The sequence below is a fragment of the Rhizobium sp. 768_B6_N1_8 genome (genome assembly GCF_051811225.1).
Classification (GTDB): domain Bacteria; phylum Pseudomonadota; class Alphaproteobacteria; order Rhizobiales; family Rhizobiaceae; genus Rhizobium.
The window spans coordinates 3,147,458-3,173,341 of the sequence record NZ_JBPWPV010000001.1 but is presented as its reverse complement, the minus strand read 5'-3'; the positions used below and the strand labels follow the sequence as shown (position 1 = coordinate 3,173,341).

22 protein-coding genes are annotated in these 25,884 nt (G+C 60.3%); 13 read left to right on the top strand and 9 right to left on the bottom strand.

The window, feature by feature from the left end:
- Nucleotides 1–157: 157 nt before the first annotated feature.
- Nucleotides 158–712: a putative glycolipid-binding domain-containing protein gene (locus AB8B33_RS16295; protein ID WP_439016138.1), complete on the top strand. Its 555-nt coding sequence runs from the start codon at nt 158–160 to the stop codon at nt 710–712.
- A gap of 35 nt (nt 713–747) precedes the next feature.
- Here AB8B33_RS16295 and AB8B33_RS16290 read toward each other — a convergent pair whose 3' ends face one another.
- Entirely contained in the window at nt 748–1,758 is a 1,011-nt protein-coding gene (locus tag AB8B33_RS16290) for a LysR family transcriptional regulator (protein WP_007824698.1), read from the bottom strand.
- 270 nt (nt 1,759–2,028) lie between these two features.
- Between AB8B33_RS16290 and chvE the strand changes: the two genes are divergently transcribed.
- The 8 genes from chvE to AB8B33_RS16250 all read left to right on the top strand — a co-directional run bounded on the left by chvE (nt 2,029) and on the right by AB8B33_RS16250 (nt 11,104).
- A complete protein-coding gene (chvE, locus tag AB8B33_RS16285; RefSeq protein ID WP_007824697.1) occupies nt 2,029–3,093 on the top strand; it encodes a multiple monosaccharide ABC transporter substrate-binding protein in 1,065 nt (354 codons plus the stop codon).
- A gap of 92 nt (nt 3,094–3,185) precedes the next feature.
- A complete protein-coding gene (gene mmsA / locus AB8B33_RS16280) occupies nt 3,186–4,724 on the top strand; it encodes a multiple monosaccharide ABC transporter ATP-binding protein (RefSeq protein ID WP_113325161.1) in 1,539 nt (512 codons plus the stop codon).
- Nucleotides 4,721–5,932 (top strand): multiple monosaccharide ABC transporter permease, encoded by a 1,212-nt coding sequence (mmsB, locus tag AB8B33_RS16275; RefSeq protein WP_113325148.1) that lies wholly within the window; start codon nt 4,721–4,723, stop codon nt 5,930–5,932. Before mmsA ends, mmsB begins: the two co-directional genes overlap by 4 nt.
- A gap of 107 nt (nt 5,933–6,039) precedes the next feature.
- On the top strand, nt 6,040–7,035 hold the full coding sequence (gene araD1 / locus AB8B33_RS16270) for an AraD1 family protein (RefSeq protein ID WP_439016137.1): 996 nt from the start codon (nt 6,040–6,042) through the stop codon (nt 7,033–7,035).
- Between the two features lie 62 nt (nt 7,036–7,097).
- On the top strand, nt 7,098–8,531 hold the full coding sequence (locus tag AB8B33_RS16265; RefSeq protein ID WP_439016136.1) for an aldehyde dehydrogenase family protein: 1,434 nt from the start codon (nt 7,098–7,100) through the stop codon (nt 8,529–8,531).
- Nucleotides 8,532–8,593: 62 nt separating this feature from the next.
- Nucleotides 8,594–10,333 (top strand): L-arabinonate dehydratase, encoded by a 1,740-nt coding sequence (gene araD / locus AB8B33_RS16260; RefSeq protein WP_113325151.1) that lies wholly within the window; start codon nt 8,594–8,596, stop codon nt 10,331–10,333.
- A 121-nt stretch (nt 10,334–10,454) separates the two neighbouring features.
- On the top strand, nt 10,455–10,697 hold the full coding sequence (locus tag AB8B33_RS16255; protein WP_113325152.1) for a type II toxin-antitoxin system prevent-host-death family antitoxin: 243 nt from the start codon (nt 10,455–10,457) through the stop codon (nt 10,695–10,697).
- The gene (locus AB8B33_RS16250) at nt 10,694–11,104 is read left to right on the top strand and encodes a type II toxin-antitoxin system VapC family toxin (RefSeq protein WP_113325153.1); all 411 of its coding nucleotides are present in this window, start codon (nt 10,694–10,696) and stop codon (nt 11,102–11,104) included. Before AB8B33_RS16255 ends, AB8B33_RS16250 begins: the two co-directional genes overlap by 4 nt.
- Nucleotides 11,105–11,168: 64 nt before the next feature.
- On the opposite strand, the gene AB8B33_RS16245 is transcribed toward AB8B33_RS16250, so the two are convergent.
- The 4 genes from AB8B33_RS16245 to AB8B33_RS16230 all read right to left on the bottom strand — a co-directional run bounded on the left by AB8B33_RS16245 (nt 11,169) and on the right by AB8B33_RS16230 (nt 15,609).
- Nucleotides 11,169–12,230, bottom strand: a complete 1,062-nt coding sequence (locus tag AB8B33_RS16245; protein WP_439016135.1) for an HD domain-containing phosphohydrolase — start codon at nt 12,228–12,230, stop codon at nt 11,169–11,171.
- Nucleotides 12,231–12,421: 191 nt separating this feature from the next.
- The gene (locus tag AB8B33_RS16240; protein WP_113325155.1) at nt 12,422–13,246 is read right to left on the bottom strand and encodes a transglutaminase-like domain-containing protein; all 825 of its coding nucleotides are present in this window, start codon (nt 13,244–13,246) and stop codon (nt 12,422–12,424) included.
- A gap of 12 nt (nt 13,247–13,258) precedes the next feature.
- Nucleotides 13,259–14,200: an alpha-E domain-containing protein gene (locus AB8B33_RS16235; RefSeq protein ID WP_113325156.1), complete on the bottom strand. Its 942-nt coding sequence runs from the start codon at nt 14,198–14,200 to the stop codon at nt 13,259–13,261.
- The gene (locus AB8B33_RS16230) at nt 14,200–15,609 is read right to left on the bottom strand and encodes a circularly permuted type 2 ATP-grasp protein (RefSeq protein ID WP_439016134.1); all 1,410 of its coding nucleotides are present in this window, start codon (nt 15,607–15,609) and stop codon (nt 14,200–14,202) included. The genes AB8B33_RS16235 and AB8B33_RS16230 overlap by 1 nt, the downstream gene beginning before the upstream one ends.
- Between AB8B33_RS16230 and AB8B33_RS16225 the strand changes: the two genes are divergently transcribed.
- The gene (locus AB8B33_RS16225; protein WP_439016133.1) at nt 15,587–15,898 is read left to right on the top strand and encodes a hypothetical protein; all 312 of its coding nucleotides are present in this window, start codon (nt 15,587–15,589) and stop codon (nt 15,896–15,898) included. The genes AB8B33_RS16230 and AB8B33_RS16225 overlap by 23 nt on opposite strands.
- A 10-nt stretch (nt 15,899–15,908) precedes the next feature.
- Here AB8B33_RS16225 and AB8B33_RS16220 read toward each other — a convergent pair whose 3' ends face one another.
- From AB8B33_RS16220 to AB8B33_RS16210, 3 genes are all read right to left on the bottom strand, one after another.
- Nucleotides 15,909–17,639, bottom strand: a complete 1,731-nt coding sequence (locus tag AB8B33_RS16220) for a DEAD/DEAH box helicase (protein ID WP_439017263.1) — start codon at nt 17,637–17,639, stop codon at nt 15,909–15,911.
- A gap of 206 nt (nt 17,640–17,845) precedes the next feature.
- Nucleotides 17,846–18,973 carry a DNA alkylation repair protein gene (locus AB8B33_RS16215; RefSeq protein WP_439016132.1) on the bottom strand — a complete coding sequence of 376 codons (1,128 nt, stop codon included), beginning with the start codon at nt 18,971–18,973 and terminating at the stop codon, nt 17,846–17,848.
- Nucleotides 18,974–19,045: 72 nt separating this feature from the next.
- A complete protein-coding gene (locus AB8B33_RS16210) occupies nt 19,046–19,363 on the bottom strand; it encodes a hypothetical protein (protein WP_439016131.1) in 318 nt (105 codons plus the stop codon).
- Nucleotides 19,364–19,703: 340 nt separating this feature from the next.
- Between AB8B33_RS16210 and AB8B33_RS16205 the strand changes: the two genes are divergently transcribed.
- Nucleotides 19,704–23,099, top strand: coding sequence for a response regulator (locus AB8B33_RS16205; RefSeq protein ID WP_439016130.1), 3,396 nt, complete (start codon nt 19,704–19,706; stop codon nt 23,097–23,099).
- Here AB8B33_RS16205 and mnmD read toward each other — a convergent pair.
- Nucleotides 23,093–23,815: a tRNA (5-methylaminomethyl-2-thiouridine)(34)-methyltransferase MnmD gene (gene mnmD, locus AB8B33_RS16200; RefSeq protein WP_439016129.1), complete on the bottom strand. Its 723-nt coding sequence runs from the start codon at nt 23,813–23,815 to the stop codon at nt 23,093–23,095. The genes AB8B33_RS16205 and mnmD overlap by 7 nt on opposite strands.
- Here mnmD and AB8B33_RS16195 point away from each other — a divergent pair.
- The gene (locus AB8B33_RS16195) at nt 23,814–24,992 is read left to right on the top strand and encodes an NAD(P)/FAD-dependent oxidoreductase (protein ID WP_439016128.1); all 1,179 of its coding nucleotides are present in this window, start codon (nt 23,814–23,816) and stop codon (nt 24,990–24,992) included. The genes mnmD and AB8B33_RS16195 overlap by 2 nt on opposite strands.
- A 116-nt stretch (nt 24,993–25,108) precedes the next feature.
- Nucleotides 25,109–25,816 (top strand): DUF1045 domain-containing protein, encoded by a 708-nt coding sequence (locus AB8B33_RS16190; RefSeq protein ID WP_310386749.1) that lies wholly within the window; start codon nt 25,109–25,111, stop codon nt 25,814–25,816.
- Nucleotides 25,817–25,884: the final 68 nt, after the last annotated feature.

Below are 25,884 nucleotides of genomic sequence, written 5' to 3'. Positions count from 1 at the left end.
CCCCGTCAGATTGAAGCATTCTGGTGGCCACAGTAAATCTTGGCGTGGTGCCAGCCTGGTGGAATCCTATGCCTGGTGAACTGTCCGCAATGTATCGTGCCCAGAGCCGGTCGCCGCGACAGGGGCAGCATTTGTGGACACGGAAATGGGGGCGCGCATGATAGCGTGGAAGCGGACAATACAATGGACCGATTGGAACGGAGACGGACTTGAGCGTCTTTCCATCCTCCACAATGATGAGGGTGTGCTTGCGGAAGGTGTGGTGACCGGACAGTTCGAAGCCGGCAAATATGATCTGACCTACCGGTTGGTGATCGACCCGCATTGGCGGGTGCGCGAAGTCGGGGTTCAGATCGCCAAGGGTCCAAGACTGCACATTCTGTCTGACAGCCGCGGTCGTTGGGTCAACGGGAATGGCTCGGAGATTTCCGATTTGGCCGGGTGCATCGATGTCGATATTGCAGCGACACCCTTCACCAACACCCTGCCAATCCGGCGGCTTGAACAAAAGACAGGTGTCGCCGAGGACATCAATGCTGCCTATGTTTCCTTGCCAGACCTGATCGTCGAACCCGTCAAACAGCGCTATACCAAACTTGCCGAGAACCGTTTTCTCTATGAGGGCATATCAACCGGATTTTCCGCCGAACTCGAGGTTGACGGCGACGGCATCGTACTGGACTACCCAGGCGTTTTCAGAAGATTGTCGTAGCATGCGTGTCGTTCAGTCCGGGTACCTTGAAGGCCCTAGCCCTCAGCCTGCCGGATGCTCTCTTCCAGAATGAGATCGTAGAGCAGCCGGGCGCTCGGCGGCAGGGCGCGCTCGCGGACGGTGATCAGGCTGTAGGGCTTGACGTTGATCTCGAAATCGATCGGCAGGATGCGCACGTCGGAGGCGTTCGAGCTCTGAGAGGCGAGAAACTGGGCGACATCGACGGCGACGGGGGCAATGGCATCCGTCTCGCAGATGATCGCGCAGGTCAGCAGCAGCGAGGAGGTGTTGACGATGTTTTCCGGAAGCCGAACGGCGCGCGACAGGAAGATATCCTCTATCGTGCGGCGCAGCAGCGTGCCCGGCGGTTGGAACACCCAGTCGTAATCCTTGATCTCCGACAGGCTGCTTGGGCTCTTCTTCTTCAAGAGGGGATGGCGGCTGCGGACGATGAGGCAGGCTTTCTCGACGCCGATCTCGCGGACCTCGAAAAGGCGCGGGTTGAGGTCATCGGGGATGCGGCTGATGATGAAGTCGTGGCGGGCGGCGAGAAGTTCGCGCGCCAGCACATTGCTGGTCTCGACCTGGATATTGACCTCGATGCCTGGAAAGGTCTTGCGCACCGTGTTGATGGCGGGAACGACGAGGCTCATGGCGGGCGCGGTGACGGCGCCGATGAAGACCGAGCCGCCCTTGCCGCTCTTCAATTCGCCGATCTCGCGGCTTGCCTCACGCAGCTCCAGAAGGATCTTGCGCGCACGCCTGGCGAGAGCTTCGCCGAAGGTGGTCAGCACCACGCCGCGGGCAACCCGCTCATAGAGCGGAGTCTTCACAATCGACTCCATTTCGGACAGCATTCGGGAGGCCGCCGGCTGCGATATGTTCAGCACCTCTGCGGCAGCCGAAATCTGCCCGCTATCTTCGATTGCGACAATCATACGCAGGTGATTCAGCTTAAGTCCTGCACGTAGAAGGCCGTCATCGCCAAAATTGTCGCTGTTAATGTCGACATGTTCCAAAGAAAATGGCTCGGAGATAATCGTCATGGTTGCAGCCTCCCCACTGCGCTCCATCAAAAGTAATACTTTTTAACGATATACCAAATTTGTTATGCACATTACCAGTTATTCTATTTGACAGTTATAGGAATCCATACCAGTTTGCCGCCGTGTGCTGGTTGGCACTCAACACGTGTGAGATCGTGGAGGAGACCTACTTCGTTTCTCACCATCTGAAGTAACTATCCAATACGGAACCTGCCACAGTTTCGGGGCGGGCGATTTTTCGTCCGCTAATCTTTAACAAGGGAGAGAGAAATGAAATCCATTATCTCATTGATGGCTGCGGCTGCTTTCGGCGTCGCATCGTTCGTTATGCCGGCTATGGCGGCCGACAAGGGCCTGGTTGGCATCGCAATGCCGACGAAGGCTTCGGCTCGCTGGATCGACGACGGCAACAACATCGTCAAGCAGCTCCAGGCTGCCGGCTACCAGACCGACCTGCAGTATGCTGACGACGATATTCCGAACCAGCTTTCGCAGATCGAAAACATGGTCACGAAGGGCGCCAAGGTTCTCGTCGTCGCTTCGATCGACGGCACGACCCTTTCCGACGTTCTCCAGAAGGCTCATGACGCCGGCATCAAGGTCATCGCTTATGACCGCCTGATCCGCGACTCTGCCAACGTCGACTACTACGCCACGTTCGACAACTTCCAGGTTGGCGTTCTGCAGGCTGGCACGATCGTCGACAAGCTCGGCCTCAAGGACGGCAAGGGCCCGTTCAACATCGAACTCTTCGGCGGTTCGCCGGACGACAACAACGCCTTCTTCTTCTATGACGGCGCAATGTCTGTCCTGCAGCCTTACATCGACAGCGGCAAGCTCGTCGTGAAGTCCGGCCAGACCGGCATGGACAAGGTCGGCACGCTGCGTTGGGATCCGGCAACGGCCCAGGCCCGCATGGACAACCTGCTCTCGGCTAACTACACCGACGCCAAGGTTGACGCTGTCCTGTCTCCGTACGACGGTCTGTCGATCGGTATCCTCTCGTCGCTGAAGGGCGTCGGCTACGGTTCGGCTGGGCAGCCGCTGCCTGTCGTCACCGGCCAGGACTCGGAAATCCCGTCGATCAAGTCGATCATCGCTGGCGAACAGTATTCGTCGATCTTCAAGGATACCCGCGATCTGGCGAAGGTCACCGTTTCGATGGTTGATGCCGTCATGTCCGGCAAGGAGCCTGAAGTCAACGACACGAAGACCTACGACAACGGTGTCAAGGTCGTTCCGTCCTACCTGCTGAAGCCGGTCGCCGTGACCAAGGAGAACTACAAGGCAGTTCTCGTTGATGGCGGTTACTACAAGGAAGACCAGCTGAAGTAACATGAATGGCCGGAACCCGCACGATTGCGGGTTCCGGTCTTCGATTCTATGATCGCCGGGTCATTTCTGATCGCGGCGTTGGGTTTTTAGTCATGGAAAATACAATCCTCGAAATGCGGAACATCACCAAGACGTTCCCGGGCGTCAAGGCGCTCGAGAATGTGAACCTCAAGGTTCGTCAGGGTGAGATCCACGCATTGGTGGGCGAAAACGGGGCCGGCAAGTCGACCCTGATGAAGGTGCTCTCCGGCGTCTATCCGGCAGGAAGCTATGATGGCGACATCGTCTATGAAGGCGATGTGCGCAACTTCAGGGTCCTGAAGGATTCCGAAGAAATCGGTATCGTCATCATCCACCAGGAACTGGCGCTGGTACCCCAGCTTTCAATCGGCGAAAACATCTTCCTCGGTAATGAAAACGCCAAGAACGGCGTCATCAGCTGGGGCGATACATTCAATCGCACGAAGCAATTGCTCGCCAAGGTGGGCCTGGCGGAATCTCCGAACACGCTCGTCACCGACATCGGCGTCGGCAAGCAGCAGCTCGTCGAGATCGCCAAGGCACTGTCGAAGAGCGTCAAGCTGCTCATTCTCGACGAGCCTACCGCATCGCTGAACGAAAGCGATTCCGATGCGCTGCTCACCCTGCTGATGGAATTCCGCAAGCAGGGCATCACCTCGATCATCATTTCCCACAAGCTGAACGAGATCCGCAAGGTCGCCGACCAGATCACGGTCCTGCGCGACGGCATGACCGTCAAGACGCTCGACTGTCACAAGGACGAGATCAGCGAAGACATCATCATCAAGAACATGGTGGGCCGAGACCTCGCGGACCGTTATCCGCCGCGCTCCGTGCCGATCGGCGAGACGATCTTCGAAGTCAGGAACTGGAATGCCTTCCACCAGCAGCATCGCGACCGCCAGGTCCTGCACGACATCAACGTGAATGTCCGCAAGGGCGAGGTCGTCGGCATCGCGGGCCTGATGGGCGCCGGCCGCACCGAATTCGCCATGAGTGTCTTCGGCAAGTCCTATGGGCACAAGATCACCGGCGACGTCTTCGTCGACGGCAAGAAGGTCGATACGACGACGGTGCGCAAGGCGATCGACGCCGGTCTCGCCTATGTGACCGAAGACCGCAAACACCTTGGCCTCGTGCTGGGCGAAACAATCGTTCACAACACGACGCTTGCCAATCTGGAAGCGGTGTCGAATGCCACCGTTATCGACAGTGTAAGGGAATCGCGCGTCGCCTCCGACTATCGGTCGAAGCTGCGCATTCGTTCCTCCAGCATCTTCCAGGAAGCGGTCAACCTGTCGGGCGGCAACCAGCAAAAGGTCGTTCTGTCGAAATGGTTGTTCTCGGATCCCGAAGTGTTGATCCTGGACGAACCGACGCGCGGCATTGATGTTGGCGCCAAATATGAAATCTATACTATCATCAACCAGCTCGCGGCTGACGGTAAAGGCGTTCTGATGATTTCATCGGAAATGCCTGAGCTTCTTGGTACGTGCGACCGCATCTACGTCATGAACGAAGGACGTATCGTTGCGGAACTGCCGAAGGGAGAAGCGAGCCAGGAAACCATCATGCGCGCCATCATGCGCTCAGGAGAGAAGAAACAATGACGCCGATCAATCAACCCATCACCGAGCAAGGGCGTGTCGTCTCCATCGGCGAATTTGTTCGAGGCAACATCCGTGAATACGGCATGTTCATCGCGCTCATCGCGATCATGGTGTTCTTCCAGATCTCGACCGGCGGCGTTCTCTTCAGGCCGCTCAACCTGACGAACATCATCCTGCAGAACTCGTTCATCGTCGTCATGGCGCTGGGCATGCTGCTGGTGATCGTTGCCGGCCATATCGATCTTTCGGTCGGCTCCGTCGTCGGTTTCATCGGCGCCATCGCCGCCGTCATGACGGTGCAGTGGCATATGAACTATGTGCTCGCGACCGTTATTTGTCTGGCCGTGGGTGCGCTGGTCGGCGGCGTTCAGGGTTATTTCGTCGCCTATCACAAGATCCCGTCCTTCATCGTTACGCTCGCCGGCATGCTGGTCTTCCGCGGCCTGACACTGACCGTGATGACGGGAGCCGGAACGGGCACCAGCATCGGTCCGTTCCCTCCGGCCTTTCAGCTGATCAGCATCGGCTTCCTGCCCAACCTTTTCGATATGGGCGGCATCAACTCGACCTCGATCATCCTGACCGTCATCGGCGCCGTGACCCTCGTCTATCTGGCATGGCGCGCGCGCAAGTCGAACGAAAAGCACGGCAACGACGTCGAGCCTCTGGGCTTCTTCATTGCGCAGAACGGCATCGTCGCTCTCGCCATCCTGGCGCTCGGCTATCAGCTGTCGATCTACAAGGGCTTCCCGAACGTGCTCGTCATCATGCTGGTGCTGATCACGGCTTACGCTTTCATCACGCGTCGCACGACGATCGGCCGCCGTATCTACGCGATGGGCGGTAACGAGAAGGCAACGAAGCTCTCCGGTATCAACACCGAGCGGCTGACCTTCCTCACTTTCGCAAATATGGGTCTGCTTGCCGGTCTGGCTGGTCTGATCGTTGCGCTGCGTCTCAACTCGGCAACGGCGAAGGGCGGCTTCGGCCTCGAGCTCGACGTGATCGCGGCCTGCTTCATCGGCGGCGCATCGGCACAGGGCGGCGTGGGCAAGGTGACCGGCGCTGTCATCGGCGCTCTGATCATGGGTATCATGAACAACGGCATGTCGATCCACGGCCTTGGCACTGACTCCCAGCAGATGGTCAAGGGTGCAGTGCTTCTCGCTGCCGTCTTCTTCGACGTCTATAATAAGAACAAGGGCTGAGTTTAGGCTCAGCCCCCGCATCGCAGTCATATGAAAATTGAATTCCGGCTCCGGATGGAGCCGGAGCGGCGAAGCTTTGTCATCGCCAAACGAAAAGGATGAAGACCGTGCTTATTTCGCAGATCAAGGGCGCAAACGGAGAGATCATCGTCGCCGTGCGCGAACCGGGTGCCGCCGCCAAGGCCGTCAGGGGTGCTGTGAGCGTCTACGCTCTGGCGATGGAAGCCGCAGATAGTGGCAAGTCGCTCGTTTCCGTTATCGAGGCTCGCGGATATGGCGAACCCGTCGATCTTGAAAAGGCCTATGCCGAGGGACGCTTCCTGCCGCCGATCACCCATCCGGATGCCGCGCATCTGCACCTGACCGGTACGGGCCTGACGCATCTGGGCTCCGCCGCGACGCGCGATTCCATGCACAAGAAGACCTCCGAGGCGGCAGAGGAAACGCTGACCGACTCCATGAAGATGTTCAAGATGGGTCTTGAAGGCGGCAAGCCGGCTGCCGGCCAGAAGGGCGTGCAGCCCGAATGGTTCTACAAGGGCAATGGCTATGGCGCTGCTGCTCCGGGCGCTCCGCTCGTTTCGCCGTCCTTCGCGCTCGACGGCGGCGAAGAGCCTGAGATGGCCGGCATCTATGTCATCGCCAAGGACGGCACTCCGTTCCGTATCGGCTTTGCACTGTCGAACGAGTTTTCCGACCACGTCACCGAGCGGATCAACTATCTCTTCCTCGCCCATTCCAAGCTGCGTCCGGCAAGCTTCGGTCCTGAAATCCGCATCGGTGTGGCTCCTGAGGATATCCGTGGCACCTCGCGCATCAAGCGCGGCAACCAGGTGATCTTCGAGAAGCCGTTCCTGTCGGGCGAAGCGAACATGTCGCACACTTTCGCCAATCTGGAATATCACCATTTCAAATATGGCCTCTTCCGCGTGCCGGGTGATGTGCATGTACATATGTTCGGTACGGCGACGCTTTCCTTTGCCGATGGCATCAAGGCGGAAGAGGGCGATGTCTTTGAAATCGAGGTGGCCGATTTCGGTCTGCCGCTGCGCAACCCGCTGAAGGTTGCTGCCGAAGAAGAGATCGCCGTCAAGCAGCTCTGATTTCCAAGACCGGCCGCCACGCAAGCGGCCGGTCATTTGTCATAGAGGAGGCTCCAAGGCCCATGACTATCCATCAGAATCTCATCGCCGGTGAATGGACCGGCACCAATGCCGCCGAGAATATCAACCCGTCCGACACGAACGAGGTCGTCGGCCTCTACGCTCAGGCGAGCGCCGAGGACGCCAAGGCTGCGATCGCCGCTGCCAAGGCTGCCTTTCCTGCCTGGTCGCGCTCCGGCATCTGGGAGCGCCACGTCATTCTGAAGAAGGCCGGCGACGAGATCATGGCGCGCAAGGACGAGCTTGGTGCTCTGCTTGCCCGCGAGGAAGGCAAGACGCTTCCCGAAGCGATCGGCGAAACGATCCGCGCATCGCAGATCTTCGAATTCTTCGCAGGCGAAGCACTGCGCCTTGCCGGCGAGGTTGTTCCCTCGGTGCGTCCCAACATTGGCGTCGAGATCACTCGCGAGCCGCTCGGTGTCATCGGCATCATCACGCCCTGGAACTTCCCGATCGCCATTCCGGCCTGGAAGATCGCTCCGGCGCTCTGCTACGGCAACACCGTCGTCTTCAAGCCGGCGGATCTGGTTCCTGGCTGTTCCTGGGCGATTGCGGATATCCTGCACCGCGCGGGCCTGCCGAAGGGCGTCCTGAACCTCGTCATGGGCAAGGGCTCGGTCGTGGGGCAGGCCATGCTCGACAGTCCCGACATTGCCGGCATCACCTTTACCGGTTCGACAGGCACGGGCAGGCGCGTCGCCACCTCCTCCATCGAGCATAACCGCAAGTTCCAGCTGGAAATGGGCGGCAAGAACCCGATGGTCGTGCTCGACGACGCCGACCTGACCGTGGCCGTCGAGGCCGCTGCCAATTCCGGCTTCTTCTCCACCGGCCAGCGCTGCACGGCGTCGTCGCGGCTGATCGTCACCGAGGGCATCCACGACAAGTTCGTTGCAGCACTCACCGAAAAGCTGAAGACCGTCGTCGTCGACAATGCCATGAAGCCCGGCACCCACATCGGCCCTGTCGTCGATGCCCGCCAGCTTCAGACCGATACCGATTATATCAAGATCGGCAAGGAAGAGGGCGCCAAGCTTGCCTTCGGTGGCGAGCTCATCTCGCGCGAAACACCCGGCTTCTACCTGCAGCCGACGCTCTTTACCGAAGCGACCAACCAGATGCGCATCTCGCGCGAAGAGATCTTCGGACCCGTCGTTTCCGTGATCCGCGTGAAGGATTACGAAGAGGCGCTGGCAACTGCCAACGACACGCCGTTCGGCCTGTCTGCCGGTATTGCCACGACCAGCCTCAAGCATGCGACGCATTTCAAGCGCAATTCCGAGGCCGGCATGGTGATGGTGAACCTGCCGACTGCCGGCGTCGATTTCCACGTTCCCTTCGGCGGCCGCAAGGGCTCGTCCTACGGCCCGCGCGAGCAGGGCAAGTACGCCGCCGAATTCTACACAACCGTCAAGACCGCCTACACGCTGGCTTGAGACGAAGTGCGATAACCCTGATCGTACGAGGCGATCAGGGGATATCCTGAAGGACAGAAATTATGAAGAAGAAAGCAGAATGGCCGCGCAAGCTGAGGTCGCAGGAATGGTACGGCGGCACGAGCCGCGACGTGATCTACCACCGCGGCTGGCTTAAGAACCAGGGATATCCGCACGACCTGTTCGACGGCCGCCCGGTCATCGGCATCCTCAACACCTGGTCGGATATGACGCCGTGCAACGGTCACCTGCGCGAGCTTGCCGAAAAGGTGAAGGCTGGTGTCTGGGAAGCCGGCGGCTTCCCGCTCGAGGTGCCGGTCTTCTCGGCATCCGAAAATACTTTCCGCCCGACCGCGATGATGTATCGCAACCTTGCCGCACTCGCCGTCGAAGAAGCGATCCGCGGCCAGCCGATGGATGGCTGCGTGCTGCTCGTCGGCTGCGACAAGACCACGCCGTCGCTGCTGATGGGTGCTGCCTCCGTCGACCTGCCATCGATCGTCGTCACCGGCGGTCCGATGCTGAACGGCTATTTCCGCGGCGAACGCGTCGGTTCGGGCACGCATCTCTGGAAGTTCTCCGAAATGGTGAAGGCCGGCGAGATGACGCAGGCCGAATTCCTCGAGGCCGAAGCGTCGATGAGCCGTTCGTCGGGCACCTGCAACACGATGGGCACGGCTTCCACCATGGCATCCATGGCTGAAGCGCTCGGCATGGCACTCTCCGGCAACGCCGCGATCCCGGGTGTCGATTCCCGCCGCAAGGTGATGGCGCAGCTGACCGGCCGCCGCATCGTGCAGATGGTCAAGGACGACCTGAAGCCTTCCGATATCATGACCAAGCAGGCCTTCGAAAACGCCATCCGCACCAATGCGGCCATCGGCGGTTCGACCAATGCCGTCATCCACCTGCTGGCCATGGCCGGCCGTGTCGGCGTCGACCTGACGCTCGACGACTGGGACCGCTGCGGCCGCGACGTGCCGACCATCGTCAACCTGATGCCGTCGGGCAAGTACCTGATGGAAGAGTTCTTCTATGCCGGCGGCCTGCCTGTCGTGCTGAAGCGCCTCGGCGAAGCCGGCCTGCTGCACAAGGATGCGGTGACGGTTTCGGGCGAGACTGTCTGGGACGAAGTCAAGGACGTCGTCAACTGGAACGAAGACGTCATCCTGCCGGCTGAAAAGGCGCTGACCTCTTCCGGCGGTATCGTCGTGGTGCGCGGCAACCTCGCGCCGAAGGGTGCGGTGCTGAAGCCTTCGGCCGCCTCGCCGCACCTGATGGTGCACAAGGGCAGGGCGGTCGTCTTCGAGGATATCGACGACTACAAGGCCAAGATCAACGATGACAATCTCGACATCGACGAGACCTGCATCATGGTCATGAAGAACTGTGGTCCGAAGGGCTACCCGGGCATGGCCGAAGTCGGCAATATGGGGCTGCCGCCGAAGGTGCTCAAGAAGGGCATTACCGACATGGTGCGCATTTCCGACGCCCGCATGTCCGGCACCGCCTACGGTACCGTCGTCCTGCATACCTCGCCGGAAGCCGCTGTCGGCGGCCCGCTTGCTGTCGTCAGAAACGGCGACATGATCGAGCTTGATGTGCCGAACCGCCGCCTGCATCTCGACATTTCCGAAGAGGAACTGGCAAAGCGTCTCGCCGAGTGGCAGCCGAACCATGATCTGCCGAAGTCCGGCTACGCCTTCCTGCATCAGCAGCATGTCGAAGGTGCCGATACCGGCGCCGACCTCGACTTCCTCAAGGGATGTCGCGGAAGTGCTGTCGGCAGGGACAGCCACTAAGCGGGGACGCATCCGAGATTGGGATCGTTGAAGAGGCGGGGTGAAAGCCCCGCCTTTTCTTTGCACTTGCTCGACAACGAAATGACGCTATATTCTGTACAAATGTACAGGGGATGTGGTCATGTCAAAAATGGTCGGCGCGGCGGAGTTCAAGGCGAAATGCTTGAACCTTATCGATCAGATGCGGAACGACGATGAATCTATCGTCATCACCAAGCGCGGCAAGCCGGTTGCCGTGCTTTCGCCGGCACGTGAGCCAAGCGGGCGCAAGAGCATCATCGGTGCGATGAAGGGCAGCGTATCGCGCTATGACGATCCGCTGTCTCCGGTCGCTGAACCAGAGGATTGGGACGCGGTTCGTTGATCGTCATCGACACGCATATCCTCGTCTGGGCAATGCAGGACGATGCACGCCTCGGCTCACAAGCCCGGCGCATCATCGACGAGATGACGGAGAAAAGCCGAATTCTGATTTCGGCAATTACACCTTGGGAAATCGCGATGCTTGTGCAGAAGGGACGCCTGGCGCTTGGTGATGATGTCGGGCGATGGATCGATAGCGCGCTGTCTCTGCCCGGACTCCAACTCGCGCCGATTGAGCCTTCCATCGCGATAGACAGCGTTCGGCTCCCTGGTGAGTTTCATGCCGACCCTGCCGATCGCATCATCGCAGCCACCGCCCGTTTTCATCGTGTACCGTTACTTACGGCCGATCAGGCGATCCTCAACTACGGCGCACGCGGCCATCTCCAGGTTCTTGCGGCTGGCTAGCACTGGAGCCTCAAGTTGCTGCCTTGGGGAAAGCCGATGTCGATCCACCGAAAATTCTCTGGATCTAGCCGTTGGAGACTGCCATGCGGCGCTCGTCGTCGGCGCCATGTTCGAGGAGCATACGGATCGCCGGCCATTTGCGGTGGAAGGCGGCGACGCAAGCCGGATCGAAATGGGTGCCGCTGCAGGCGATGATTTCCCGGTAGGCCTTGTCGATCGGCCATGCCTGCTTGTAGGGCCGCTCGGAGCAGAGCGCATCGAAGACGTCGGCAACGGCGACGATGCGGGCCTCGATCGGTATCTGTTCGCCGGCAAGGCCCTGCGGGTAGCCCGTGCCGTCCCATTTTTCGTGGTGGCCGCCGATGATGGCGGTGGCGACGCGCGAAAGCTCGGCGGAACTGTTGCGCAGGATCGAAACGCCGATCGGTACATGCTCGCGCATCTTCTCGATCTCATGCGGCTCCAGCTTGCCGGGCTTCTGCAGGATGGCGTCGGGAATGCCGATCTTGCCGATATCGTGCAGGGGCGCGGCGAGATAGATGTTGCGGCGCTGGATGCGGTCCATGCCGAGGCCTTCGGCAATCAGTTCGGCGATGTTGGCGACACGTTCGATGTGATCGCCGGTATTGCCGTCACGCGAGGCCATGGCCTGCGCCAGACACCAGACGATCTCCTGCTCGCGGATATCGGCTCGTTCGGTGGCACGGCGGAAAGCCTGATCGAGCGAGCGGGCACGGTCGACGAGGGCAAGCTGGGCGCTGCGCAGGGCGAGAAGATTGAGGATGCGGGCCTCGAGCTCCAGCGGATCGAAGGGTTTCGCCAGGAAGTCAGTGGCGCCGGCCTCCAGCGCTTCCAGGCGCACCGAGCGTTCCGTCTGGGAGGTCACCATCACGATGGGTACGGTTTCATAGCCGCGCTGGCTGCGCAGGCGGTGGATCACGGTGATGCCGTTGAGCTCGGGCATCATGTAATCGACCAGCACGAGATCGAATTCGACTGTTCTCGCGCGCTCGAGGGCTTCCAGCGGATTGGTGAAGCTTTCGATCTCGCAGCTGGCGAAGCGGCGGACGGCGGTTTCAAGGGCAAGCAGGCTGGATTTGCTGTCATCGATAATAAGAAGAGACATAAAAAGACCTACTGAAATCTCAAAACAGGCCGGCGCGCTGTGCGCCGGTGCCCACAAATGCGGGCCTTATGAGCGCACAGCTTCCGCCAGCCGGTTTAAGATCGGGTTAGCTCGAAGTAGAGAATTGGTTGCAACAGCAATTATTGCGTGTTTCGGCACGCAGAGAAGCCGCGGCAAATTGGCTGCTTTTGTCAGCTCTGGCTTTGGCTCTGCATCTGGTCGCTGTCCTCGACCTTTACGGTGACCGACAGTTTTTCACCTGGAGTGCCGATGCGCATGCCCGACACGGGAGCCGCATCGCGATAGCAGAGGCCGGAGGCCATGCGGACATAGCGGTCATCCGGGCAGATCTCGTTGGCAGGATCGAAGCCGACCCAGCCGAGGCCTGGAATATGCGCCTCGCCCCAGGCATGGGTGGCAGCCTGATCGACCTTTTCTTCCATCATCAGATAGCCGGAGACGTAGCGCGCCGGAATATCCAGGGCGCGCGCCGCGGTGACGAAGATATGGGCATGGTCCTGGCAGACGCCGGTCTTCCTCTCCAGCGCCTGTTCGGCAGTGGTTTCGGTGCTGCTGGTGCCGGGCTTGTATTCCACTGCCTCGTGGATCGCCGCCATCAACGCATGCATGCGGGCAAGATCGTTCTCACCGCTCACGCCCTTGGTCAGTTCCTTTACCAGTTTGCCTGCCTTGGTGAGCGGCGTATCGCGCAGGAAGAGCCAGAGCGGGCAGAAGCCGGTATGGGGGCCGGTCACGCCGTTGCGGTCTTCGGTCTCGATCTCGCCTTCGGCGACAATGCGCGTCACCTGCTGTTCGCCTTCCAGCGAGACGAGGTTCACATGGTTGCCGAACTGGTCGTCATATTCGACTTCCGGCTTGGCGCCTTCGACATGGAGGGACCAGTTGAGCACGGTCTGGCCGATCGCGGTCGGTGGTGTCAGGCGCAGCCGCTGCAGGGAAAACTGCGCCGGTTCGTCGTAGCGGTATTCGGTGAGGTGGCTGATCTTCAGTTTCATGATCTGACCCGCTTAAGCATAGAACCGGTAGCCATCGGAGATTTCGCTGCCGAGCTTGTTGTTTTGAGCGACGAAATCCTCGAGAAACTCATGCAGACCTTGATCCATGACATCCTTTATCTTCAATGTCTGCAGCGTGGCGCGAATGGCATCCGCCGTATCATGTGCGGCCAGCCGCTCGCCGTAATCCTTGGCGATGTAACCGAGGTTGCTGACGATCTTCTCGTAGCTATAGGCGAGCGAACGCGGCATCTGACCGTTCAGGATCAGGAAGTCGGCAATGTTCATGGCGCGGTATTCGCCGTCATAGGCCCAGCTATAGGAACGGTGGGCGGAGACCGAACGCAGGATCGATTCCCACTGAACGTTGTCGACCGAAGAGCCTACCTGCGAGATCGAGGGCAGCAGCACGTAATATTTCACGTCGAGGATGCGGCTCGTATTGTCCGCACGTTCGATGAAGGTGCCGATGCGGGCGAAATTATAGAGCTCGTTGCGCAGCATCGAACCATGGAAGGCGCCGCGGATGAGGCCGGCGCGATGCTTGATGACATCGATGACCTCGGGCAGCTCTGCCGCCTTCAGTTTTTTCGACAGCAGTTCCTTGAGATCGATCCAGCATTCGTTGGTCGCTTCCCAGGTCTCGCGTGTCAGCGCGGTGCGCACCATGCGGGCGTTGTTGCGGCCGAAATCAATGCAGGACATGACGCTCGACGCGTTCTGGCGGTCGCGCAACATGTAGTCGATGACATCAGGACCGGTCAGCTTCGAATGGCTCTCGTCGTAGAGTTCGCGCACGCCGGCGCTTTGCAGCACGCCGTCCCAATTGTCATCACCGGCGTCGCTGCGCGTCAGCGACATGCGCAGGCCGGCATCCACGAGACGTGCAATATTCTCGGCGCGCTCGATATACCGGAACATCCAGTAGAGCCCGTTTGCAGTTCTTCCGAGCATCAGTCCTCCAATACCCAGGTGTCTTTGGTGCCGCCGCCCTGGCTGGAATTGACCACCAGCGAGCCCTGCTTCAGCGCCACGCGGGTGAGCCCGCCCGGAATGATCTGCACCTTGTCGGAGACCAGCACGTAAGGGCGCAGGTCGACATGGCGGGGTGCGATACCCTTGTTGACGAGGATCGGAACGGTGGACAGCGAAAGTGTCGGCTGGGCAATGTAGTTGCTGGGTTTTGCCTTCAGCTTCTCGGCGAAATCGGCGCGTTCCTTCTTGGAAGCGGTTGGGCCGACGAGCATGCCGTAGCCACCGGAGCCGTGCACTTCCTTGACGACCAGTTCTTCCAGGTGCTCCAGCACATATTTCAGGCTTGATGCTTCCGAACAGCGCCAGGTCGGCACGTTCTCGAGGATCGGCTTGCGGCCCGTATAGAACTCGACGATCTCGGGCATGTAGGAATAGATCGCCTTGTCGTCGGAAATACCGGTGCCGGGTGCATTGGCGATGGTGATATTGCCGGAGCGGTAGACATCCATGATGCCGGGAATGCCGAGGGCCGATTCCGGGCGGAAGGTGAGGGGATCGAGGAAGTCGTCGTCGACGCGGCGATAGAGCACGTCGATCGCCTCATAGCCGCGTGTCGTACGCATCTTCACCTTGCCGTCGATGACACGCAGGTCCGAGCCTTCGACCAGTTCAACACCCATCATGTCGGCGAGGAACGAATGTTCATAATAGGCGGAATTATAGATACCGGGCGTCAGAACGGCGACGCGCGGCTTGCCCTTGCAGCCGGGAGGTGCCAGCGAAGCCAGGCTCTGGCGCAGGAGATAGGGATAGTCCTCGACGCGCTGCACCTTGTTCTCATGGAAGAGCTCCGGGAACATCTGCATCATGGTTTCCCGGTTTTCCAGCATGTAGCTGACGCCCGAGGGCGTGCGGGCATTATCCTCCAGCACATAGAACTGGTCCTCGCCGGTGCGCACGATATCCGTGCCGACGATATGAGTGTAGACGCCGCCGGGCGGCCGGAAGCCGATCATCTCGGGCAGGAATGCAACGTTCTTTTCGATCAGCTCGCGCGGGATGCGGCCTGCGCGAATGATTTCCTGCTTGTGGTAGATATCATCGAGGAAAGCGTTGAGCGCGATCACCCGCTGCTCGATACCCTGAGCGAGCTTTCGCCATTCGCGGGCGGAGATGATGCGCGGGATGATGTCGAAGGGGATGAGCTTTTCGGAACTGTCGGCGTGGCCGTAAACCGCGAAGGTGATGCCGGTTTTGCGGAAGATGTTTTCAGCGTCGCGGGACTTTGAAATCAGATGTGCCCGGTCTTGGCTGTTGTACCACTCAAAGTATTTTTCATATGGCGTACGGGGACTTTCGTCTCCGGTGATCATTTCATCAAATGCCAAAGGTGTGGCTCCCCTTTTTTCTTCATTTGAATACAACGCAAAAGGCAATGCAAGAACCATGCACAGTTCGCATGGAAGATTCATAAAATCTTCTGCAGTGCGAAAAACCGGTGAAAAACTGGGCATTTATCAAGATCTGGCGCGAGGCGGATTCCTGTCAATCCTGACATCGCGCACAAAAGATGAGCAGGTGATTATTTCCTGCCCGGGCGACGGATCAAACTCTGCCCGTGCCGGTGACCGAAGGACGGCCAAAAGAAAAGGGCCGGATCGCTCCGGCCCTCACTGATATCACTAGCTTAAGCGCGTTCGCGACGCGGGCCGCCGCCATTGCGGCCCTTGCGGCGCAGACCGCCATTGCCTTCGCGGCGCTGTTCGCCCTGCGGCTGCTGGTCGCCGTGATTGCGCGGCGGGCGGCCATGGACGTGCTGCTTGTTACCGCGATGATGACCGGTTGCCTCAGCCGGCTGAGCCGGGCGCTGCTGCTGATTGCGGGCAGGGCGGAAATCCGAGGTCGAAACCAGATCATTGTCCGGGCCGTGATCCGGAGCCTGCTCATTGCGGCGCTGGCCACGGAAATCCTGATTGCGGTTGTTGTGCTGAGGGCGGGCGCGGCGCTCTTCGCCGGCGCGGACTTCAGTGACGTCGCCATCGTTACGCGGACGGCGGTCACCATGGCCGGCGGGCCGGCCGCTGCCATTGCGGGTTTCGCTGCGTCCGCCTTCACGACGGCCACCTTCGCGACGCTCACCACCTTCACCACGGCCACCTTCACCACGACCACCTGGGCCGCGCTGCTGGTTCTGGCCGCGGCCGCGATTGTTGGCACGGGGAGCGGCACGCATGTCAGCCGGCGGTTCGCCGCTGGCAACGGCAATGTCAATGCCCATCAGCTTTTCGATGTCGCGAAGCAGGCGGGCTTCGTCGGGTGCGCAGAAGGCAATTGCGATACCATCGCGGCCGGCACGGGCCGTGCGGCCGATGCGGTGGACATAGGCTTCCGCCACTTCCGGCAGGTCGTAGTTGAAGACGTGGCTGACGGCAGGGATATCGATGCCGCGAGCGGCGACGTCGGTTGCGATCAGCGTCTTGATGGCGCCGTCGCGGAAGCCCTTCAGCGCACGTTCGCGCTGGCCCTGGCTCTTGTTGCCATGGATGGAGGCGACGGAATAGCCGACCTGCTCCAGATGCTTGGCGAGCTTTTCAGCGCCGTGCTTGGTGCGCAGGAAGACGATGGCGCGGCCATCAGGGTTTTCGGTCAGCGACTTCTTCAAGAGAACCGTCTTGTCGTTCTTGCCGGGAACGAAGTGCACATACTGCTCGACCTTGTCGGCAGCCTTGCCCGGAGGCGTCACTTGGACCGTAACCGGATCGGTCAGGTAGTCGCCGGCGAGATCGGCAATCGCCTTCGGCATGGTTGCCGAGAAGAGCATGGTCTGACGGCGCTTCGGCACCATCTTGGCGATCTTGCGCAGGTCATGCACGAAGCCGAGATCGAGCATCTGGTCGGCTTCATCGAGCACGAGGTAGCGCACAGCCGTCAGTGTAATGGCATTGCGGTTGCAGAGATCAAGCAGGCGGCCGGGAGTGGCAACGAGGATGTCGGAGCCGCGCTCGAGTTGAAGCTGCTGCTTGTTGATGGAGACGCCGCCGACGACGACGTTGATGCGCAGCGGCGACTTGCGGATGAATTTTCTGAGACTGTCGGCGATCTGGTTCACCAGTTCGCGTGTCGGAGCCAGGATCAGCGTGCGGACCGAGCGGTTGTCGGGACGCTTTTCTTCCTTGAGCAGGCGCTCGATGAGCGGCAGGCCGAAGGCGGCCGTCTTGCCGGTGCCGGTCTGGGCAAGGCCGATCAGGTCACGGCCCTGAATGAGGAGTGGGATAGCCTGTTCCTGGATGGGCGTCGGCGTTTCGATGCCGAGCTGGAACAGAGTGGCGACGACCGGCTTGGAGACACCGAGCGATTCAAAATTGGTCAAGTCATAACCTTTTAGGGCGCGCCAAACGAAAACGCCGGATCGCCGAATGCGGTCCGGTGTTAATCTGGCGTCAAGAACCCCGCGTGAAATGGGAACTTGTAAGTTGGAAAAAGCTTCCAGCGCGTCTTGCCGCTCTTGGGTGCGGCATTATCAGAATGCGCTCTGTCCTTCTTCAGCGTCTATCGCAGTGGCACGCTCACGCGGCGGCCGGAAGGTGAAAGCTGAGCGCCATGTGGTCTATTTCCCACTGAAAGTCAAGGGGATCGGCCGACAATGACCTCAGAGGGCATGGAAAGGACGAAATTTCCCGAGGCCGTCTCGGTGCCGTTGACGAGAATGACGATGCGATGCTCGCCGGGATAGTAGCGCCGCGTCGTGATCGGCCGCATGGCGTGGCGGCGCTGCACGATATGGTCTTCGCCCGCTTCCAGCGTGACGGTCTTCCATTTGAAGACCTTGGGAGAGAGCGAGCCGTCGGCCTTCACATGGTGGATCGCGTAGTCGATCATCAGGGATTGCGCGATATCGCCGGCATTGCGCAGGCGGATCTCGAAATCCAGCCCTTCGCCGAAAAGCACTGCCGGGTTCGCGAGCAGCAAATTGCACTCCAGCGAAGCGGCCGCGCCGAAGCCGAAGTTGGCGAGCGCCCGGGCATGGCCCTTTTTCAGAAGGGTGCGGGAAGCATGTTTCAGCAGCCAGCGGCGCTCGGCAGAAGCGCCTTCGATATGCTCGGCGATGAAGGACGCGACGAGATCCGGATGATTCTTGGCGATATCGTTCAGGCTGTTTGCCACTGAACGGCGAACATAGTCTTCGGGATCGTCCATCAGCGCAGTCAGAATCGGCAGGATGGGAGAAGGGTCCTTGATCAACTGCGGCAGGCGCATCGCCCAGGGCAGGCGCGGGCGGGTGCCTTCGCTCGCCAGCCGGCGGACATGGTGGTTGGCGTCATCGACCCAGCGAGCGATCGTCGCCAGCGCTCGCTGTTGATCCTGATGGATGAACTGGCGGATGCCGAACTCCGCCGTGAAATGCGGCGTCAGCGCTTTCAGAAGGTCAAGACCGATATCGAAATCTCTGATGCCGCGCGCCGCGATGAACTGATTGATGGGCAGCAGCATCCAGCCCGTCAGCCCAATCTTGCCGGTGGTCGGCAGGCTTGCAGCGAGAATGGCTGCCGCCTCGGGGAAGTTTTCGGGCAGGGTCGCAAAGAGCGCGTCGCGGATCAGTGCTGCGCGCTCCATGAGCTCCAGCGATTCGATGCCATCAGTTGCAAGTGCGGTGAAGCGGTCGCGGTCGAAGGAGGGCGCGTTGGCGGCGATGATCTCAGCCATCGCGCGTACGAGCGCCGGGTGGAGAAGGTTCTTGAGTGGTTCCGGCATCACATTCCTCCCTCGGGTCATGCGATGCATGGCCCGATGCTGGTGGGAGGTCAAGCGGAGCCGGGAAAGCCCTCAGCGCCTGCAGACTTCAATGCGATAGGGCTGGCCCCAGCGATCGTAACGCCATTCGGGATGGCAGTAGCGCGGACCGTAATAGGCGGGATAGGCCGGATAGTAGGCATAAGGTCGTGGATAATAAGCATAGGGTCCAGGGTAAGCGGGACGCGAGGCGATCGCTCCACCCACAACGCCGCCGACGACACCACCGGCAAGGCCGCCCCAGAAGGCATTGCCGGAATGGGCGTTTGCAGTCCCGGCCGTTGCCAGCGAAGCGCCGGCAAATGTCAGTGCAATCAGGCCCGCCGCCATTGTCTTATGAAGAACGGACATGTCGAATTCCTTTCGTGGTAGGCTCGTCATTGAAGCCATTGCCAGAATCGGCGCCGATCGCGGCGCGCTGATGGTCGCGCAAGCCGCGTCGGGATTAAATTTTCTCCATGCTTGACCATTGCCGGGCCGGGATCCACCCTGTGGCCCGGTGGCGGGTTTCTTGGTGAATCTTCAAATCATTTCAGTTTCGTGCAAGCCTTTATTGTCACTCTGATTCATCAACTTCATGAGCCGGCTTGGAATTTTTGCCAGTGGAATTTTATGGTTAACAGCTTGTTAAAAGCCTTGGCGTTATAGTTGTTCTAGGAGATATTTCGTTCATTGCGGGAGTGAAGATTTTTTGAATTTTACCGGGGAACTCTTGGAGCTGGCCTGCCGCCGGATCGCTGATCTGGATACCCCGGCCTATGTCAAAAACAGCGAACTCCGCTATGTCGCCGTCAACGAGGCCTATGCCCGCTTCTTTGGTCGCGAGATTTCCGATTTCATCGGGCGGCGCAGCCGCGAACTCTTCGACCGGCCGGAAGAAGAGGAGCGCGAGGATCGCGAACGCCGTGCGCTGGTGTTCGGTACGGAAGAGAGCGCCATTTCATTCGATGCCGCAGGCCTCAGCCATGAGCGCGTGCTGATCGAGAGCTTTTCGCCTTCCCAGGACCGGGCCTATGTGCTCGGCATCTTCGATGCACGCGAACCGCGCCGCGCCATTCCTGAGGTGGCGGATACGATGGCGACCGATCTCGGCCGCATCCGCGAGGCGCTCGAAAATCTCGATCATCCGATCGGCATCTTTGCCGATGACGGCCGGCCGCTGATCGTCAATGCCGCCTATCGGAGTGGCAGCAAGTATGCGCCTGGTGGCAGCAAGCCTGCGCCTGTGGGTGAGACCGCCTGGCATGAAAGTGTGCGGGAGCGCGATCTGCTGCGCACCATCATGGAGGATCTCCCGGTCGCCGCCTTCGTGCGAGACGAGGACCACCGGCTGGTCTATGCGAACCAATATTACGAGACCTTCACCGGCCATGCCCGCTCCAAGGTGCTCGGCCTGACCGAGCACGACATGTTCGGGCAGGAGGCGGGTGAGGCGATCTACCGGGAAAACCTGCGGGCGCTGAAAAACGGCGCGCTGATCGAGGTCGAGAGCTACCTGCCGAATACCGACGGCGAAATCTTCCAGGTGATCTCCCGTGTCAACCGGGTCGTAACACCTGATGGCAAGCACTATGTCGTCGGCTCCTTCTCCGACATCACGCCCCTGAAGGCGCGCGAGAAGGAACTGATCGAGGCGCGCAAGCATGAGGAAGTGCTGCATCAGGAAATCGAGAGCATCCTGCGCTCGCTTCCGGTCGGCGTGCTCATCCTCGACAACGACCACACCATTCTCTACGTCAATGATGAGTTCTACAGCATCTGGGAGCTGCCGCTCGACGACCGTTTCGATGGGCGGCCGTTCATCGATGTCATCAAGCGCAATTACGAACTCGGCCGCTATGGTGAGACGCAGACACCGGAAGAGATCTACGGATTTCGCAAGGGGCTTTTCGAGGCTGATAATCCGGAGCCGATCGAGCTTGACTGGGCCGCGGGCAAGTCGGTCATTTTCGACAGCCGGCGCATTTCCAGCAACCGTATCCTGCTGACCTATTCCGATATTTCCTCGGTGCGTGAGCGCGAGAGGGAAATCCACGAGGCTCGTGCGGCGCTGGAAAATCTCGGCGAAATGATGCGCGATGCGACGCATGCCATGCCGCAGGGGCTTGCGATCGTCCAGGACGGCCTGATCAAGCTTTCCAATGACGGGCTAGCCGAGGTGCTGCGCATTCCCGCCGAACTGACGGAAGTTGGCCGGGAATGGATCGATCTCTTCCACTTCTGCGCCAATCGCGGCGATTTCCACGACCAGGCGGTCGAAACGCTGGAGGGGTGGCGTGCCAATATCGCCGCGCGTCAGCCGATCTCCACTGTCTTCCACGTCGGCGGCGAGCGCTGGGTGAACATGGAAGCCACCATCAGCGAACGGCAGCACTGGGTGGCACTATTCACTGACGTTACCGAGCTCAAACGGCGCGAAGAGGAACTGACGCAGCTTCTGTCGCGCGCCGAGGCCGCAGACCGCGCCAAGTCGGAATTCCTTGCCAATATGAGCCATGAGATCCGCACGCCGATGAACGGCGTGCTCGGCATGGCGGAACTGCTTGCCAAGACCAATCTCGATACCCGCCAGAAGACCTTCGTCGACATCATCGTCAAGTCGGGCAATGCGCTGCTCACGATCATCAACGACATCCTTGATTTCTCGAAGATCGATGCCGGGCAGATGAAGCTGCGCAAGGCGGCCTTCGATCTGATCGAGGCTGTCGAGGATGTGGCGACGCTGCTTTCCTCGCCCGCAGCCGAGAAGGATATCGAGCTTCTGGTGCGCGCGGCACCCGATCTGCCTGCAGCCGTCATCGGCGATGCCGGGCGTTTCCGCCAGATCGTTACGAACCTCGTCGGCAATGCGGTGAAATTCACGGAGCGCGGCCATGTCTTCGTCGATATCGGCTCGGAGCAATCCGCCGGCGGCGAGATCATGATCAGCATCCGCATCGAGGATACCGGCATCGGCATTCCGCCCGAGAAGGTGGAAACGGTCTTCGACAAATTCTCGCAGGTCGATGCCTCATCGACCCGGCGGCATGAGGGCACGGGCCTAGGCCTGGCAATCACCGCCGGTCTCGTCGATCTCTTCGGCGGTTACATCGATGTTGAAAGCGAATGGGGCAAGGGCTCGGTCTTTACCGTCAAGCTGCCTTTCGCCGTTGCCGCCGCCCGCATCGAGCCAAAGCCTTTGCCGATCAACGTGCAGGGTGCGCGCATCCTCGTCGTCGACGACAATGAGGTCAATCGCCGGATCCTCACCGAACAGCTCGGCCTCTGGGGCTTTGACGGCGTTGCCGCAGAGGGTGGCGCCACGGGCTTTGCCATTCTGGAGGCTGCCGCTGATCTCGGCATCAAGGTCGATGCCGTCGTGCTCGATTATCATATGCCCGACATGAACGGCGCCGAAGTCGCCCGCCGCCTTCGCGCTCATAGCCGTTTCGTGGAGCTGCCGATCATCTTCCTGACGTCGATGGATATTTCCGGAACGGAGAAGGAGTTTGCGGCGCTGAACGGCCATGCGCATCTGATGAAACCGGCGCGCGCCAACTTGTTGCGCAATACGGTCGTCGAGGTGGTGCGGGCAAGCCGCGTCAAACAGGCCTCCGAGGCCGAGATTGCGCGGCTGCAGAAAGAGATCGAGGTGCCGCCGCCGGCACCCGCACCTGCACCTGCTCCGCAAAGACGAGCTGCCGATTTCGTCGATGTGCTCGTCGCCGAGGATAATGAGGTCAACCAGATCGTCTTCACGCAGATCCTGCAGGGAACCGGGCTTTCCTTCCTCGTCGTCAACAACGGCGAGGAAGCGGTGGAGGCCTGGGAGCGTCATACTCCGCGGCTGATCATGATGGATGTCTCGATGCCCGTCATGAACGGCCATCAGGCGACCAGGCTGATCCGCGAGAGGGAACAGGGGCAGGGGCATCGCGTGCCCGTTATCGGTGTCACCGCGCATGCGCTGGAAAGCGACCGCGAGCTTTGCCTCGATGCCGGCATGGACGATTACATGTCCAAGCCGATCAGCCCGGAACTTCTGGAAGACAAGATTCGCCAGTGGCTTGGTGGTGGCGAATTGCAGCCGGGCCGCTCCGGCTACTGAGGCTTTACCCCGCAGAGCATTTCCCGCTTGCCGGCGAACCCCTTGCGACGCTCGACAATAAAGCCGGCGGCCGCGAGATTGCGGCGCACGAAACCCGCGGCGGCATAGGTCGCGAAACTTCCGCCAGCAGCAGTCTTTTCGCAGACGAGACGCATCAGTTCTTCCGACCACATATCGCTGTTGCGCGATGGGGCGAAGCCGTCGAGATACCAGGCGTCGAATCCGGGAGCGGCTTCAGAAACCCCATCGATCGCACGGCCGCAGACGACGCTGAGCCTCGTCTGCTCATCCAGATCGAGCGAGACGATGCCTTTGGGAATATCCGGCCAGATGGCGGCGAGCGCCTGCCGCTCGGCATCGATTTCCGGCCAATGTGCCAGCGCGCGGTCGATTTCCGCGCGGCGCATCGGATAGAGCTCGAAGGACATGAAATGCAGATGCTGTCCGGGCTGGCGGTAGAGTTTCCATTGCCGCCAGGTCTCGGAAAAATTCAGCCCGGTGCCGAAGCCGAGTTCGCCAATGAGAAACGTTGGGTGGCCGCTCCATCGATCAGGCAGGCCGTTTCCCGAGAGGAAGACGTGGCCGCATTCCAGCCTTCCATCGGTCTGGCAATAAAAATGGTCGCCAAAGGCGGTCGAATAGGGCATATCGCCGTCGCGCCATTCGAGGGGCTGCGGCTTGCCCGCGCCGATCTGATCGGGATTGATGTCTGTCATGGAAAAAGCCGATAATCCCGCCCCGGCCTCGGGTCAATCATCGATCGATCTCCTCATTGTCGGCGGCGGCATTATGGGCCTGTGGGCAGCCGTTCATGCCGAGCGCCGCGGCATAAAAACGGTGCTTGCCGACGCCAGGCATCTCGGCAGTGGCGCAAGCGGCGGACTGCTCGGCGCCCTGATGCCGCATATGCCGAATCGCTGGTCGGAAAAGAAGCAGTTCCAGTTCGATGCGCTGGTTTCGCTGGAGGCGGAAATTGCCGCTATCGAGGAGGCGACCGGGCTCTCGGCCGGCTATCGGCGCTCCGGCCGGCTCATCCCGCTGCCGAAGCCGCATCTGCGCGAGATCGCCCTTGGCCATTCCAAGGATGCGGAGGCTCACTGGAGAGCGGGAGAGCGGCGTTTCCATTGGCATGTGCTGGATAGACCACCCGGTGAAGGCTGGATAGAACCGGTCGCTGGCGAGAGCGGTTTCGTGCATGACACGCTTGCCGCTCGTGTCGCTCCACGCTCGCTGGTAGCAGCACTTGTCGCCTTTCTGCGCCGCGCACGGCATGTGCGGATGCTGGAGAATACGGAAATAGCAGAGATCGATCCGGCGCGGGGAACGGCCTCGATCGACGGCGGGACGATCGCCTTCGGCCGCTGCATCCTCGCAGCGGGATATCGCTCGTTTCCCTTTCTGGAAAAACTGACGCCCGGGTTGCGGAAACCTCTCGGGCAAGCCGTGAAAGGGCAGGCGGCGCTGCTTGCCGCCGATATCGACCCCGCCTTGCCGACAATCTTCCGCGATGGGCTTTATGTGGTCGCGCATGAGGGAGGGCACGTGGCTGTCGGCAGCACCAGCGAGAACAGCTTTGCCGATCCGTTTTCCACCGATGAACAACTCGACGCGCTGATCGAAGCTGCCCGTGATATGGTACCAGTGCTGCGCGATGCGCCTGTCATCGAGCGCTGGGCCGGATTGCGTCCCAAGGCGATCGACCGCGATCCGATGGTCGGCGCGCATCCGGAGAATCACAATCTCATCGCCCTGACGGGTGGTTTCAAGGTCAGTTTCGGGCTCGCGCATCGGCTGGCGGAAGCGGCGATATGCATTGCAAGCGATGCAAATGCAGAATTTTTGTTGCCGGAAAGCTTTGCAATTTCAAACCACATCACAATCTCTTCACGTTAAACGTGAATTAGAAGCCGCTCCGCTTCGTTATTCTGTCATGCAAATCACCTATCTGCTTGCGCATCGACGGCGTGGGACGGGATCCCGCGCTCATTTCATCCGATGGAGGAAATCGCATGCGCTATGCCATTTGCTTCACGCCCCCCGCGAGCGATCCGCTCTCGCATGTGGCGGCCAATTGGCTTGGCCGCAACGTATTTTCAGGCGATATGGTCGAGCCCCCGGCAATCCGCGGCCTCGGGATCCATGAGATCGCCTTTCATACGGCAGTGCCGCGTCGCTATGGGTTTCACGGCGTGCTGAAGGCCCCTTTCCACCTCTCGCCCGAGGTTTCCGAATCGCAACTGCTGCGCGATTTGATGCGCTTTTGCGGGACGCTTTCGCCCTTCCAGATTCCGCGTCTGGAAGTTGCGCGCCTCGGCACGTTCTACAGCCTGTCACCGATCCGTCCTTGCGATCAGGTTCACTACCTCGCATCTGCTATCGTCCAGGAGTTCGACCGGTTTCGTGCGCCGCTCTCCGAGGCGGATATCGAGCGCAGCGATCCGGATGGACTGTCGGCCGCGCAATTCACGAACCTGCATCGCTGGGGCAATCCTTACGTGATGGACGAGTTCCGCTTCCATATGCCGGTCACAGGCCCGGTCAACGCGGTCGACATGCCGCGTATCGAGCAGGCGCTGCGGTCACTGTTCGATCCGGTGCTTGCCGAACCGGTGACGGTCTCGAATGTCGCGCTGATGATCGAGGAGGGCACCGGCGGCCCGTTCCGGGTGCACTCGCTGCATCCGATGGGCAAGGTCAGCGCGCGCAAAATCGCCTGAGGCGCACGCCTCGGGCCGAAGGCCAGTTACGCACTTTTACGGCTCGACATTCCGCTCACGGATGCTAC